Source organism: Bacillus cereus group sp. RP43 (genome assembly GCF_040459645.1).
GTDB lineage: Bacteria > Bacillota > Bacilli > Bacillales > Bacillaceae_G > Bacillus_A > Bacillus_A mycoides_C.
Genome location: NZ_JARVHQ010000001.1, coordinates 2,491,321 through 2,505,816 on the forward strand (window position 1 = coordinate 2,491,321; position 14,496 = coordinate 2,505,816).

Consider the following 14,496-nt stretch of genomic DNA (forward strand, 5'->3'; position numbering starts at 1 on the left):
GCGTAAAATGTGAACTAGATTTCAATAATAATAAGCCGATTTGAAGACAAATCGGCCTATTATTATTGAAATACTTGCGGAAATTGTTTTACGATTGCATCTGTTATAGTATCAGCCATTTCTAATGCTTCTTTTTCAATTTTATCGTATAGTTTTACACTGGCATCATAATCTTTATTTAGGAAGGCGAGTGCTTCCGCTTTCGTTAACGCTAAATGCTCATAAAACATTTTTCTAAATTCTTCTTTTTCTATATATGGGTTGATACTGGTTAGAAACTCAACAATTTCATCACCATTAGCGTACCACTTCTTTTCTATAGCGGCTGCTGCGTTTTGATCGCCAGCTTTTGCGGCTTTAACAAGATCAGCTGCAATTACTAAGTGGTCTTTAATTAATGCACTATATTTTTTTACTGCATTTTCTCCATAGAATGGTTCAAGTGAAAGCCCCATATGTGTTGCATTTTGTAGAAGACGCCCAACAGTAACGTTTACGTCTGGCAAGTTAAAGATGATGCCTATAATGGCTAATCGCGTCCAAGTGACGTGTTGTTCCCATAAAGAACGCATATATCCTTTTAAAAAGTTTTCGTTTTTACTAACTCGGTAATTTCGTACAAATGAATCGAAGTTTCCATTAGTGATATGATAAGGGGAGTAATACGATTGCCAATAAGTATACATAAATAGTTACACTCCTTTGAACATGTATATCTCACAATATGATAAACGTTATTTTTAAGTTACGTGTCCAAGAGTTTTTTTGAGAGTTGGAAAAGGAGAAAGTTGAAGGGGAATAAAAAACACATTTATGATATATACGAATCAAAAGAATTTTAAAATAATAGAGGTCCTGCAAGGGAAATTGCAGGACCTCAAAAGGGTATTGCCGAGATGTCGGACTCGACTACGTAATATTAGCATAAAATTTTTAAAAAATAACCTGGTAAATGTGTCCAAATAAAAAGGAGACTATTTAATAAAGTTAAAGGGATCTGCTTCCCGCAGCAGATCCCTTTAACTAGATAATGTTGATGAGCAAAAACTCATCTAGAGTACCTTCATAGTAACAAATGAAATTCACTTTGTGTATTGAGAAAAAATGAATTGCTTGTATGAATGTAGCGGATTTATATTTTGCTTTTTGGAATTATAATCATTTGTGGAGAGCGGAATAGGGTTCTAAAATGGAGAAAAGACTTTTCAGCCAGCCTACGATACATTGCAATATGTAAGTATAAAAAAGACCTGCTAATTTAAGCAGGTCAACATAAGGGGTTTATCTAACAGATTATTATATATGGTAACAACTGTATTGGAGTAAGTCTATAAGTTATATGTTGAGAAAATTTGATTGAATGATATATATTTGGCACATGTATTAACGTTTAAAAAGTTGGGAAAGGAAATTCATAAGCTTGCTATAAGAAAATAAGGGCTGATACTTATAAAATGATTCATATTTCCACGCATCATTATTAGAGAATTGGAGTTGTTTATTTGACTCTTTAGGCTTGATGGAACTATTGTAACTACGTTTCATAATGTAACCTCCTCAAATTCACATGTATACGATTAGTAGTATTCTAGGAAGGCGAATAAAATGAATATTTATATTGAAATTCTATCTTCATGTGTACTAGATTTGTGTTTTATATGTTGTAAAACGTAGAAAGCAACTAAAACACTGATACTAATTAATATCCAAAATGAAGAGAAACTTAGAATAATGAAAAAGCATGCTATTAAGCTTAAAGAGAGTACTTTGTTAAAAAGTCCAGGTAATAATTTGTATGCAGCGAAAATGCCACAAATAGCATTACAAATGAAAAATGCATTTGCGATTGCTACAATTTGTTCAATTGTAATGAACTTGTTGTAAACACAGATAAATACAGTTGTATGTACCGTGATTAATAACAATAAAGAAAACACTGGGACATTCGCTTTTGTTCGATAGGAAAGTATAGATAAATTGTTTATTTGTTTTGTTTCAGAAGAAATAAGCCGAGTAACACCTCCAACAACTAATAAATATGTGCTCATGCAAAGAACAGTAGTTATAAAAGCTATAAGAGGAACTGTAAATCCTCCAAATATAGTTGATAAAATAGATATAATTTGTAAGTTTTCTCTGTATGAATTAGGTAGTTCAATCCACTGAGTTGCCGCGGCTACGAATAGACAAACAATTGTTACGGTTAGTGTGCTAATTACAATCGCTTGTGGAATAGTTTTCTTCCTGTCTTTTACCTCCATACTGTAGTTTCCGATAATCTCCCAGCCTACTAAAGCCCAAAAAAGTAGTAAAATACTATATCCGAAGTCCCCGAAAGAGAAAGCCGTTTGGAAATAGTTCTCTGACCTAAAATACGGAATAGAACTAATACTGCCACTTAATAAAAGTACAGTTGCAGATGTTGAAAAAATAAATGATATTTTTCCGATAGACGATATATCAAGTAATAATATAAATACGCATATTCCCATTAATATAATGCCGATAACTTCAAGGGGAATGTCCGAATTTGGTAGTACTAAAGAAATGTATTGACTAGCTGTCATTAATACTGCAGTTGGACCTAAACAACCGGCAACAATAAAGAAGATAGAAGTTAATTGCTTTATAGAAGTACCAAATGCTTGATTCACTGCGTTAGAAACTCCAGATTCACTTGGAAAGTGAACACTAAGTTTACCGAATAGCGAAGCAAATAAAAATCCAATTCCCATAATAAGCAGCCAAGCGATAATGGCATAATCTCCTGTTGTTTTATAAATAAGTGGTGGTAGTAATATAATCCCTGATCCTAAAATTGGTCCGATAATTAAACCGCTAAGTAGTATAGGACCTAATTTTTTCTTGTTCATCATATGTAATTGCATCTCCTTTAGAAAATTCGAATAATTAAGTCTGTTTTATTGTAAATCGTAGCTACCTATCAGTAAAATAGATATATATGAAGTTAATGATCGGAAATTATGATGTTAGGAAAAAGGAGGTTTTTTATGGAGATTCGTCATTTAAAAACGTTTAAAACAATTGTTGAACTTGGAGGATATACAAGAGCTGCCGATTATTTAGGGTATGCGCAATCTACAATAACAGGGCATATTCAAGCAATTGAACAAGAAATGGGACAGCCTTTATTTAATCGATTGGGGAAAAAGATGGTGTTAACAGATGTGGGGAAACATTTAATACCATATGCTAATGAAATGATAGATTTATTTGAGAAAGCGAAACAAGTTCCGAGCGCTGAAAATGAAATTAGAGGAAAAATAATTATTGGTGCACCTGAGTCATTAACAATTTATCGTTTACCATCTATTCTTCATGAATATAAAAAGAAATTTCCAAATGTACAAATTACTTTAAAGCCTTCAACGTGCCTTGAGTTACGGAATGATTTAAGGAATGGACATGTAGATTTAGCTTTTCTTTTAGATACAGAACGGCATGAGGAAGATTTGAAAATTGAGCAACTGGTAATAGAACAACTGGCATTTGTTTTTCCGAAAGATTATATTGTCACAGAAACGGATTCGAATACTGTACAGTTTACGAAAGAAGAAACGTTTTTATATACAGAACACGGGTGTAGTTATCGAACGTATTTTGAACACTATTTACAAAAACAAGGCATTAAACACGAGAGTACATTTGAGTTTTGGAGTATTGAGGCAATTAAGCAATGCGTCATGTGTGGTTTAGGTATTTCTTTATTACCAGTTATTACAGTAGCGCAGGAATGCCATGATAAAAAATTACAAGCTGTTGTTACAGATGAATCGCAATTTGCAACACAAATCGCATATCACAAAAACAAGTGGATTTCCCCAGCATTAAAGGAATTGTTAACAATTGTACAAGATCATGCAAAAGGATGGCGAGAATCAGTTTGATACGTGATGATATATAACTCTTTCATTCAGCACTTTCATGACGCATAAGTGATGATATAATAGGAATAGATGAAAGATATAGAAAAGCAGGTGACTCTTTTTTGTTTACAAAAGCACAAGAACTTTTAGCGTCTTATTTCGGTTATTCGTCATTCCGAAGAGGACAAGATGAAACAATTAAAAATGTATTAGATGGGAAAGATACAGTTTGTATTATGCCTACGGGCGGTGGTAAGTCAATTTGTTATCAAATTCCCGCATTAGTATTCGAAGGAACGACATTAGTTATCTCACCTTTGATTTCACTTATGAAAGATCAAGTAGATACATTAATACAAAACGGTATTTCCGCTACATATATTAATAGTTCTATTTCTATTACAGAAGCGAATCAACGAATTCAATTGGCGAAACAAGGGCATTACAAGTTGCTTTACGTGGCGCCTGAGCGTCTTGATTCTATGGAGTTTGTTGATCAACTTATCGATATGAAAATCCCGATGATAGCAATTGATGAGGCGCACTGTATTTCGCAGTGGGGTCATGATTTCCGTCCTAGTTATTTACATATACATCGCATATTAGATTATCTTCCAGAAAAACCGCTCGTTTTAGCATTAACAGCAACAGCAACACCACAAGTACGTGATGATATTTGCACTACGCTTGAAATTAATCAAGAAAATACAATTATGACAACGTTCGAGCGCGAGAACTTATCGTTTTCAGTAATTAAAGGACAGGATCGTAATGCGTATTTAGCGGATTATATTCGTCAAAATCAGAAGGAATCTGGGATTATTTATGCAGCTACAAGAAAAGTAGTCGATCAGTTATATGAAGATTTAGGGAAAGCAGGAGTTTCGGTATCGAAATATCATGCTGGTATGAGTGATCATGATCGAAATGAACAGCAAGAACTCTTTTTAAGAGATGAAATCAGCGTTATGGTAGCGACATCAGCGTTTGGAATGGGGATTGATAAATCGAATATTCGTTACGTTATTCATTATCAACTTCCAAAAAATATGGAAAGTTACTATCAAGAAGCAGGACGTGCTGGTCGTGACGGATTAGATAGTGAATGTATTTTGTTATATTCTTCTCAAGATGTGCAAGTACAACGCTTTTTAATCGATCAATCAACTGGAGAATCACGTTTTTCAAACGAACTTGAAAAACTCCAAAATATGACCGATTACTGTCATACAGAACAATGTTTACAATCATTTATTTTGCAATACTTCGGAGAAGAGCCGAAGGAAGATTGTGGCCGCTGCGGTAATTGTACGGACGACCGTGAAAGTATCGATGTGACGAGGGAATCACAAATGGTACTATCTTGTATGATTAGGACGAACCAACGATTCGGAAAGCAAATGATTGCACAAGTATTAACTGGATCTAAAAATAAGAAAGTCATTGAATTTAATTTTCATACTTTGCCAACGTACGGTCTTTTGTCAAACCGTAGTGTAAAAGAAGTTAGTGAGTTTATTGAGTTTTTAATTTCAGATGAGTTAATTGCAGTTGAACATGGTACGTATCCGACATTAAAAGTAACGGAAAAAGGAAAAGAAGTATTACTTGGTAAAGAGAACGTTTTACGCAAAGAACGAGTAGAAACGAGACAAATTGTTCAAGACCATCCTTTATTTGAAGTACTTCGTGAAGTGCGTAAAGAAATTGCGCAAGGAGAAGGTGTACCACCATTCGTTATTTTCTCTGACCAAACGTTAAAAGATATGTGTGCGAAAATGCCACAAAGTGATTCCGAACTCCTAACTGTAAAAGGAATCGGAGAACATAAGCTTGTGAAGTACGGGTCTCACTTCTTACAAGCAGTTCAGCACTTTATTGAAGATAATCCAAACTATGCTGAATCAATTAAGACTGAAGTTGTTTCAGAGCGTAAAAAATCAGGAAAAGCGTCAGCGAATTCTCATATAGAAACATATGAAATGTATAAACAAGGCATTGATTTAAATGAGATTGCGAAAGATAGAGGTCTATCAAGACAAACGATTGAAAACCACTTAATCCGCTCTTTTGAAGATGGTATGGAAGTAGAGTGGCAAAGCTTTGTTCCAACAGAGTATGAAGCTCTTATTGAAACTGCCGTACAAAATGCAGAAGGTGGTTTGAAATCTATTAAAGAACAGCTTCCAGGTGAAGTGAGTTACTTTATGATTCGTGCATATTTACAAATTAGAAAGTAGAGAGCAATAAAAAGGGGATAGGGACATATGCATCATGTTTTCGTGTATGGCACGTTAAGAAAAGAGCAAACGAATGATCATTATATGCAAGGTGCAACATGCATCGCAGACGTAGCATGGACATATGGCAAATTATTTGATACAAACGAAGGGTATCCTGCAATGATTTGTTCAAACGAGGAAAAGATATATGGGGAAGTTTATGAAGTAAATAGTGATGTTCTGCAAAAATTAGATGAACTTGAAGAATATACAGGTAATGCAGAGAGTGATTTATATGACCGGATCACCCAAACTATTTATTTTGGGGATATAGAAATACATGCATATGTGTATGTTGCTCAAGATAGAGAAATGTTAAAGAAAGTTATCATTTCTGGGGATTGGGTGGAGTATCAAAAAGGAAAATAAAAGTATCTATAGAATGATGTGAAAGCAGATAGTGGAATAATCCATTGTCTGCTTTTTGAATTTATACTTTTAAAATTCTTATTATTTTGATAAATTGTTAATGTAGGAAAATAATAAGGTTTTTTTTCATGGGTGTCAGAAATTTAGTTTCTCACCTGTAGTAGAAAAATCTATGGCAGGAGGAAAATAATAATGAACGAATTAAATGTGAAGGAATTTTACAAAAAACAATTTGAACTGTCGAATTATGATATAAATAAGGAAAACTGGCTAGAGCAGGTTGCTAAAGAAGTTCAAGAACAAGTTGGTCATCCATTTCAAACGATGTTAGAACTAGGAGCAGGAAATGGTGGATTCGCAAGGGCGATGTCTAAGTTAAATGTAAAAATGACTACAGTTGAACTTGTGACAGAATTAGTTGAATTTGCAAGGGATCATTCAAGTAAGGATATTAAGATTCACCATGGTGATTTCTATCAAATTGACATTCCGGAAGAATTTGATGTAGTAAGTTATTTAGATGGATTTGGTGTAGGAACAGATGATGAGCAATTGTTTCTACTAAAACGGATTAAGAATTGGATGAAGGATGATGGATGTGCACTTATTGATATTTATCAACCACTGTATTGGAAAAAGATAAGTGGACAAGAAATGTCATTAAGTTCAGCTATGCGAAAATATGAATATGATAGTATAAATGAAAGAATGTTAGATCATTGGTGGAAACCTAATGATCCAAATGATATTGTGACTCAGTCTTTACGTTGCTATACAGTAGAAGAGATTAGCCATCTATGCGATGAAGCAGGTTTAAGTATAGTAGGATTCTTCCCAGGCGGAGCATTTGATTTTGAAAAATCGCGATATAAAGAGCAAGCTTCTTTACATGAGTGTTTATCGTATCGTATAAAAGTAAAAAAGAAATAAAGAATAGATTTGGCTTCTCCTTCATACACATTAAGCTGAATTTATGTGAAGGGAATTTCAAATTTATAGAATCTAATAACGAAAATAGTTGGTATACATTGTTGGTTGAGTGCTTCTATACTCATATAAATATCTTTGTTAGTTTCTAAAAGTCTGAAAGGTTGGGTTAATGAAGAATGAGCTATGTTTTGGCTAAATGAAACAAAAAGGTATACTAGTTTTTGTGAAATATATTCACATGTTTGTTAAGCGAATCAAACCTTTCTAACTAATCACTCCAAATTATTAGGCAGCATATATCGTTGTGATTATTTGAAAACTAATACTAGTTCATTAAAAATCGATAAATTCATATTAAAAACGCCATCCTTTTTGTATATTTCTATAAAAAGAATAGCGTTTTTTTCGTTATATGGATACAAATTTACATTATCTTGATAATAGTAATAGGGCGAGAATCTATTATGTTTAACCAATAATAAAATGACACAATTGACAAAACATGCATCGGTGTTATAATGATAAATTGTTATCAAGGTAACAAAATAGCGTTTTTTTACATTAGGGATGTGAAATTATGAACCAAAATAATAAACAAATAAATGAAAAAAATACAAAAATTAAAGTTGAACGTGTGCAAACTGGTATTAGGATGGAAAAAAGAATGGTAAAAGTTTTGAAAGCGATGGCAGAATATCATGATATTTCGCTAGGCGTTCTTCTTGAAAGAATCGTTCTACATTCTTTTGAAAATAAACCTGTATTTAGCGATGCAAGTCTTGAAAAAGTTAAAGCTATAAAAGAAGTTTACGATATGGATTATGGCCTAGAAATAAGTCGTAAGTGGAATGATTCGGATAACTAGAATGATTATTTTTACATACAGTGCCATCTAGATCTTTTGTAAGCAACCTATGAAGTGAAAAAAATAAAGAGAGAGAAAATTTTGTTCTAAGGATACTTCAAAATCTTAGATAAAGAGGCATGCTTTTCTATATTTCGGAAAATTATAAATCTAGCTATTGACTTTATGAATGGATTTTTAATACAATTATGTCTTGACTAAAAAAATTGGAACGGACAGGAGGGAATCATCAAATGAACAACACTTTTGAAGAAGAGTTACAAAAAATGAAAGATACTTTAAGTACGATGGATGATCAATTAGAACAGCTTGAAAAAATTCCGGTTTATTATGGAGAAGATTTTAAAGAGCAAATTCTTGAAAGTATGAGGGAGTCTAATAGACAAAGCTTACGTATTGGTGTACATGAGCCGTATTTTGGAAGATTAGACTTTCAGGAGGATGGCAAGGAAGACGTTATGCCGATTTACATCGGTAAAGTAGGTGTTTCAGATAAAGATACGATGAAACCAATTGTAATTGATTGGCGTGCACCTGTCGCAAGTATGTTTTATTCATTTACCGGTGGTGAAGAATTAGCATTTTATCATTCACCAGACGGGTTAGTAGAAGGCGATGTTTATTTAAAACGAAACATTTCCATTCGAAAGAGAGAACTAGAACGTGTTGTTGATACATATGTGAAAGGAAATGAAGATGTCTCGCATGCTGATGATTTTCTTCTATATCGATTAGGTGAGAATAAAGATAATAAATTAAAAGATATCGTTTCGACTATACAATCGGAGCAAAATGATATTATACGTGCGGAAAGAAACTTACCATTATTAATTCAAGGGGTTGCAGGGAGTGGAAAAACAACGATCGCTTTACATCGCCTTGCTTTTTTAATTTATGAGTATCGTGAACAACTTGAAGCGGAGAGAATGATCGTATTCGCTCCAAATAGTTTGTTTTTAGACTATATTTCGAGTGTACTTCCTGAGTTGGGGGTAGGAAATATTAGTCAAACAACGTTTTCAGATTGGGCATTACGTACGTTAGATGGTTCGGTGAAACTAAAGCAAACAGAAGAAAAATTGAAAGAAGCTTTTTCAATTAATCGCGACGAAAAAAAGGTTATGCTCGGTAAATTAAAAGGCACGCTGGAATTTAAGTCGTTTATTGAAGAAAGAATGATTCAATTTGAAAAAGAGTTAGTGCCAACAAAAGATTTTGAGGCATGGGATAAAGCAGTTATTCCAGTGGAAGACGTTAAAAAGTGGATGCAAGTTGAATATAAACATTATCCATTAAAGAAAAGAAGAGAACGTTTAGTCGGCCGAATGAAGCGCTGGATTGAAATTGAACTGAAAAAGTTTGGAGAAACAAACGAGAAAAAGTTACTAAAAAAAGAAGCGACAAAGAGATTGAACACATATATGAATTTTTGGCCAAAAATGAGCCCGCTTTCACTGTATAGTTCAATGTTGAAGAGTAAAGAAATACTCGAATTATTACCTGAAGAGCTTGTTCAAGAAACAGAAAAGAATAGTCGTAAAAAAGAAGTGTATGTAGAAGACTTACCAGCTTTAATTTACATACATCATCGCATAACAGGAATTGAAATCGGACAGAAGTTCCATCACGTCGTTATTGATGAAGCACAAGATTTCTCTCCTTTCCAAGTTTATGTATTAAAAGAAATTACACTAGGTAATTCTTTCACTATATTAGGTGATTTATCTCAAGCGATTTATGATTATCAAGGAATTGAAGACTGGGGTGCTTTTAAGGAAGTATTCCAAGAAACAGGTTATTATGAACTGACGAGAAGTTATCGTTCTACAAAAGAAATTATTGAATTCGCGAATGAAATAATTAAAAATGCAGAGATTCCAGTAGGGCTTGCTACACCTGTTTTCCGTAGTGGTGAAGAAGTAAAGGTAATTCATGCAGAGGATCAATTCACTGAAATTTTGAAGACATTACAGCATTTGCAAAATGAAGATGTGAAAACAATTGCAGTAATTGGAAGAACGGATGAAGAGTGCCGACAAATGTATGAGAAATTAACAAATGCAGGATTGACTGTTAACGTCATTGAAGCAGATCAAAGTAAATACGAGGGCGGTATTTCGGTAGTACCTGTATACTTAGCAAAAGGTTTAGAATTTGATGCTGTTCTTCTAATTGATGTTGATGAGGAGCATTACAAAAATACAAAACATGATGCAAAGTTATTATATGTTGGATGTACGAGATCTCTTCATGATTTATGGATTTTCCATGGCGGGGAAGTATCACCTTTAATTAAGGGATTAAAATAAATAAAAAATTCAAGAGGACTTTCTAGTAATGAAAAGAAAATCCTCTTGTTTTTCTATATAAAGATAGGGGAGAGAATGAGTATGATTACAAAAGTAATAACCAAAAAAAATTGGGAAGTCGCAAAAACAACTGGAGAAATTAATGAAGCCTCACTTAATGAAGAGGGATTTATTCATTGTTCATTATTAGACCAAACTTTAAAAGTTGTTCAAAAACATTTTAATCATGAAGAAGAGGTTTTATTACTTACAATAGATCCATCTCTTGTAAAAGCAGAAATAAAATATGAACTTGCTTCAAATGGTCAAGAATACCCGCATGTATATGGAGTAATCAATGTTGAGGCGATTGTAGAGGTTGTCCCATTTCCTAAAGAAAAAGGAGAGTATATATTACCAAAGGTACAAAGTTAAGAAGGTTATAGGTATTTAAGTTAGCTAGAAAAGCACAAATCATATAGTTTGTGCTTTTAATTATGTATTTTTTTGGTAAATAATCTTTGTTTTTGTCACACTAATACTGTACGATACATAGTATAAAACATATACTGTATGACATATAGTGATGGAAATGGGGTGAATAAATGGATGCTTTATTAAATTCGTTAATTACTGAGCTAAGAAGAGGGACATTAACATTAGCGGTTTTAAGCCAATTAAGAACACCGCAGTATGGATATTCACTGGTCCAATTATTGGAGCAATCGGGGATTATAATTGATCAAAGTACTTTATATCCACTACTTCGCCGTTTAGAAAAACAAGAGCTAGTGACGAGTAGTTGGGATAAAACAGAGAGTAGACCTCGTAAATATTATGTTTTAAGTGAATATGGATTAGAGATATTCTTGCAGTTGAAAAAAGAATGGATAAAGGATTCGAAAGAACTTTATAATCTATTAAAGGAGGAGGACGAAAATGAGTTTAATTGATATTTACGTCCATGAAGTTGCGAAGAGATTACCTGAAAAAAATCGTGAAGATATTACACTTGAACTACGGTCAACAATAGAGGATATGTTACCAGACGATTATAATGAGGATGATGTGAAGAGCGTACTCGAAAAATTGGGGAGTCCAGTTTCATTAGCTAATGGGTATTTGGATAAACCGATGCATTTAATTGGACCACGTTATTTTGATGTATATACGACGTTATTAAAAATGATTATACCAATTGCGGCAGTTATTGCACTTATTTCAATGGTTGCAGAAAATTTTATAGGCTATAATGGTGATCAAGCGGTATTAAATGTTATTTTAAAATTGATAGGTAAAGGCATTGGGGAAATTGTCGAAGTAGGCATCCATGTATTTTTCTGGTTGACACTTGTATTTGCTGTTATAGAAAGAACTGATAAAGAAAAGGATCCACACCCATTAACAACAAGTTTAAAAAAATGGACGCCAGATGATTTGAAAAATATTTCGTATATCCCGAAGAAAAAGGCGATCTCAAAGTTTGAAGTTTTTGGAGGTTTAATGTGGACGGCAATATGGGCTACACTTTACTTTTATGCAAATCATCTCGTTGGCGTATATAATGGTACGGAAAACGGGTTGCAGTTTGTCGCGCCAACATTTAATCAAGATGTATTACTTCAATATTGGCCAATCGTTTTGGTTATGATCGTTTTCGAAGTAGCTATATCTCTTTATAAGTTAGTACAGGGACAATGGACGAAAAGATTGGCAATTGGGAATGCGATTCTTCAAGTAGTCGGAACAATCATATTCATTGTAATTGTAGTAAATCCAAATTTATTTAACGAAGGATTTATTACGTATTTGGCAAATGCATTTACTATTTCCCCAGAGGAATTTAAAACGTGGCTAATTGGGGGTGGAATTTTCTTCTACATGCTGTCTGCTGCAATAAATATATTTGATGGTTTCCGAAAAGCTAGAATTCGTATATAGAAATGAGTCTGAAATTTCTGTAAGATAAAAGTGATAAAAGGATAGTTAAAGAAGATAATCACTATGAAAGGAAGAAAACAATGATAAGGGAAGCAATGGAAAACGATTTAACATCTATTTTAGACATTTATAATGATGCGATACTTTATACAACAGCTGTGTATGCATATAAACCTGTAACCCTTGAAAATAGAATAGATTGGTATGAACAAAAAAAGGCTGACGCTTATCCAATTTTAGTATACGAACTAGATAATAAAGTAGTAGGCTTTGCGACATTTGGCCCATTTAGAGCTTGGCCTGCCTATAAATATTCAATTGAACATTCTGTGTATGTGGATAAGGAATATAGAAAAAATGGAATTGGGTCCTCTTTAATGGAAGAATTAATCACAATTGCAAAGGAAAGAGAATATATGACCTTAATTGCCGGAATTGACGGAGAAAATGAAAAAAGCATTGCTATGCACGAAAACTTTGGATTTGTTCATTCAGGCACAATTAAAAAGGCCGGTTATAAGTTCAATAGATGGCTAGACTTAGTCTTTTATCAATTGGAGCTTAACGGGCCTGAAAATCCTACTGAGAAATAGATATATCAGTTATGCGAAATGATTTTTTAAAAAGATAGTGTGAAGAACTTTCATACTATCTTTTTCTTATTGTATTCAAGAATATCATTTAACAAATAAAGGGTTTTTACATTCTATATCGAATTTTCAGAGGGTGATAAAACGATATAGAAAGAGGAATGAAGATGGAAACTGTCATACGAAAAATAAAAGAAATACAAACTGGCCAAGTCGGAATACTCGTTTATTCAACAAAGAATGGAAATATAGTTGCTTCCCATAACAATGAGCTATATGTTCCGTTAGCATCAGCAGCAAAAGTAGCAATTGGATTTGTAGTAACAAAGATGGTAAAGGACAAACAAATTAGTTGGAATGATACACTTCATCACATTAAGTTTAATCCAAATGAGGATAGTGAGCAGTTATATCCTCATTTACAGGGAAGAAATACATTAACACTTAATAAAGCGGTTGAAGTGATGATAGCTTGTCACGACAGTTATATTGCTAAGTCAATTGTTATGTATTGCGGAGGATGGGATACTGTCAGAGAATATATTTCAACATACTTTTCGAAGATTCATATACAGGAAAATCCTAGAGATGAGCAAAATGTAGGAGAGTTAAATCAAGTTCTTTCACTTTTAGTACATATATTTCAAGGTTACAAATCAGAACCAGTAGTATGGGAGCCAATTATTAACGGAATGGTAAGACAGCAAGGCGAATATGAAGGAATACCTTCATATCATTTAGCTCATATGACAGGTGGATTGCCCACAGCTACAATAAATATTGGTATAATAGGAATGTTTAACGAATTCCCATTTCTTTATGTTATTGGGGGGAAAGGTTTACCTAATCGACGTGAAAATATAGAGGTAGATGAAGCTTTTGCAGTATCTTTGAAGCGCATATACATAGAACATATTGAAAGCATGTTAGGGGTGAACGATTGAAAAGAAACTTAAAAACTTCAACGATCATCATTTTAATTTTAATAATTATTGCTTTGGAAGTTGGAATCGCACTATATGATCGTACGTTGTCATTAAATACAATTTACTTTGCAGCGATTCTCATTTGTATTGTATTGCTTTTTGGCACACGTGTTTCTGAAGAGAAAGAAAGTACATCGAAACAGAGGCGAAGACAAACAGCTCTTATATTTTGGCCATCTATTTTATTGTCAATCGCTAGTTTTGCAGTTATAAGTTACGTAAGAACGGGCTATGTCTCTGTACCAGGAATAATTGGTTTTTCATGCTTTGTTACATATGGCGGATTTGTATTCATTAGTCTTTTAAAGAGAAGAAATAAAAATTAAAAGTAGTTTACGAACTGGAAAGGATGAAATAT

At 33.3% G+C, this 14,496-nt stretch carries 14 protein-coding genes; 12 read left to right on the top strand and 2 right to left on the bottom strand.

Annotation, left to right across the window (positions count from 1 at the left end; all coding sequences use genetic code 11):
• Positions 1 to 62: 62 nt before the first annotated feature.
• Complete coding sequence (locus QCI75_RS13165; RefSeq protein ID WP_088078706.1) at positions 63 to 686, bottom strand: acetylglutamate kinase; 624 nt, start codon at positions 684 to 686, stop codon at positions 63 to 65.
• A 927-nt stretch (positions 687 to 1,613) separates the two neighbouring features.
• Entirely contained in the window at positions 1,614 to 2,873 is a 1,260-nt protein-coding gene (locus QCI75_RS13170) for an APC family permease (RefSeq protein ID WP_144507796.1), read from the bottom strand.
• Positions 2,874 to 3,011: 138 nt separating this feature from the next.
• Between QCI75_RS13170 and QCI75_RS13175 the strand changes: the two genes are divergently transcribed.
• The 12 genes from QCI75_RS13175 to QCI75_RS13230 all read left to right on the top strand — a co-directional run bounded on the left by QCI75_RS13175 (position 3,012) and on the right by QCI75_RS13230 (position 14,464).
• Entirely contained in the window at positions 3,012 to 3,908 is an 897-nt protein-coding gene (locus tag QCI75_RS13175; protein WP_353760630.1) for a LysR family transcriptional regulator, read from the top strand.
• 101 nt (positions 3,909 to 4,009) lie between these two features.
• Positions 4,010 to 6,127 (top strand): DNA helicase RecQ, encoded by a 2,118-nt coding sequence (recQ, locus tag QCI75_RS13180; protein ID WP_144507792.1) that lies wholly within the window; start codon positions 4,010 to 4,012, stop codon positions 6,125 to 6,127.
• A gap of 27 nt (positions 6,128 to 6,154) precedes the next feature.
• Positions 6,155 to 6,538, top strand: a complete 384-nt coding sequence (locus tag QCI75_RS13185; RefSeq protein ID WP_144507790.1) for a gamma-glutamylcyclotransferase family protein — start codon at positions 6,155 to 6,157, stop codon at positions 6,536 to 6,538.
• 192 nt (positions 6,539 to 6,730) lie between these two features.
• Entirely contained in the window at positions 6,731 to 7,468 is a 738-nt protein-coding gene (locus tag QCI75_RS13190) for a class I SAM-dependent methyltransferase (protein WP_144507788.1), read from the top strand.
• Between the two features lie 577 nt (positions 7,469 to 8,045).
• Positions 8,046 to 8,333, top strand: coding sequence for a hypothetical protein (locus QCI75_RS13195; protein ID WP_353760631.1), 288 nt, complete (start codon positions 8,046 to 8,048; stop codon positions 8,331 to 8,333).
• A gap of 233 nt (positions 8,334 to 8,566) precedes the next feature.
• Positions 8,567 to 10,642 carry a HelD family protein gene (locus QCI75_RS13200; RefSeq protein WP_144507784.1) on the top strand — a complete coding sequence of 692 codons (2,076 nt, stop codon included), beginning with the start codon at positions 8,567 to 8,569 and terminating at the stop codon, positions 10,640 to 10,642.
• A gap of 81 nt (positions 10,643 to 10,723) precedes the next feature.
• A complete protein-coding gene (locus QCI75_RS13205) occupies positions 10,724 to 11,056 on the top strand; it encodes a DUF952 domain-containing protein (RefSeq protein ID WP_141436333.1) in 333 nt (110 codons plus the stop codon).
• A 170-nt stretch (positions 11,057 to 11,226) separates the two neighbouring features.
• A complete protein-coding gene (locus tag QCI75_RS13210; protein WP_097903687.1) occupies positions 11,227 to 11,574 on the top strand; it encodes a PadR family transcriptional regulator in 348 nt (115 codons plus the stop codon).
• Positions 11,561 to 12,562, top strand: coding sequence for an HAAS signaling domain-containing protein (locus tag QCI75_RS13215; protein ID WP_098990212.1), 1,002 nt, complete (start codon positions 11,561 to 11,563; stop codon positions 12,560 to 12,562). Before QCI75_RS13210 ends, QCI75_RS13215 begins: the two co-directional genes overlap by 14 nt.
• Positions 12,563 to 12,642: 80 nt before the next feature.
• Positions 12,643 to 13,155, top strand: a complete 513-nt coding sequence (locus tag QCI75_RS13220; protein WP_144507778.1) for a GNAT family N-acetyltransferase — start codon at positions 12,643 to 12,645, stop codon at positions 13,153 to 13,155.
• A 164-nt stretch (positions 13,156 to 13,319) separates the two neighbouring features.
• Entirely contained in the window at positions 13,320 to 14,096 is a 777-nt protein-coding gene (locus tag QCI75_RS13225) for a serine hydrolase (protein WP_144507776.1), read from the top strand.
• The gene (locus QCI75_RS13230; protein WP_353760632.1) at positions 14,093 to 14,464 is read left to right on the top strand and encodes a hypothetical protein; all 372 of its coding nucleotides are present in this window, start codon (positions 14,093 to 14,095) and stop codon (positions 14,462 to 14,464) included. The genes QCI75_RS13225 and QCI75_RS13230 overlap by 4 nt, the downstream gene beginning before the upstream one ends.
• Positions 14,465 to 14,496 lie beyond the last annotated feature (32 nt).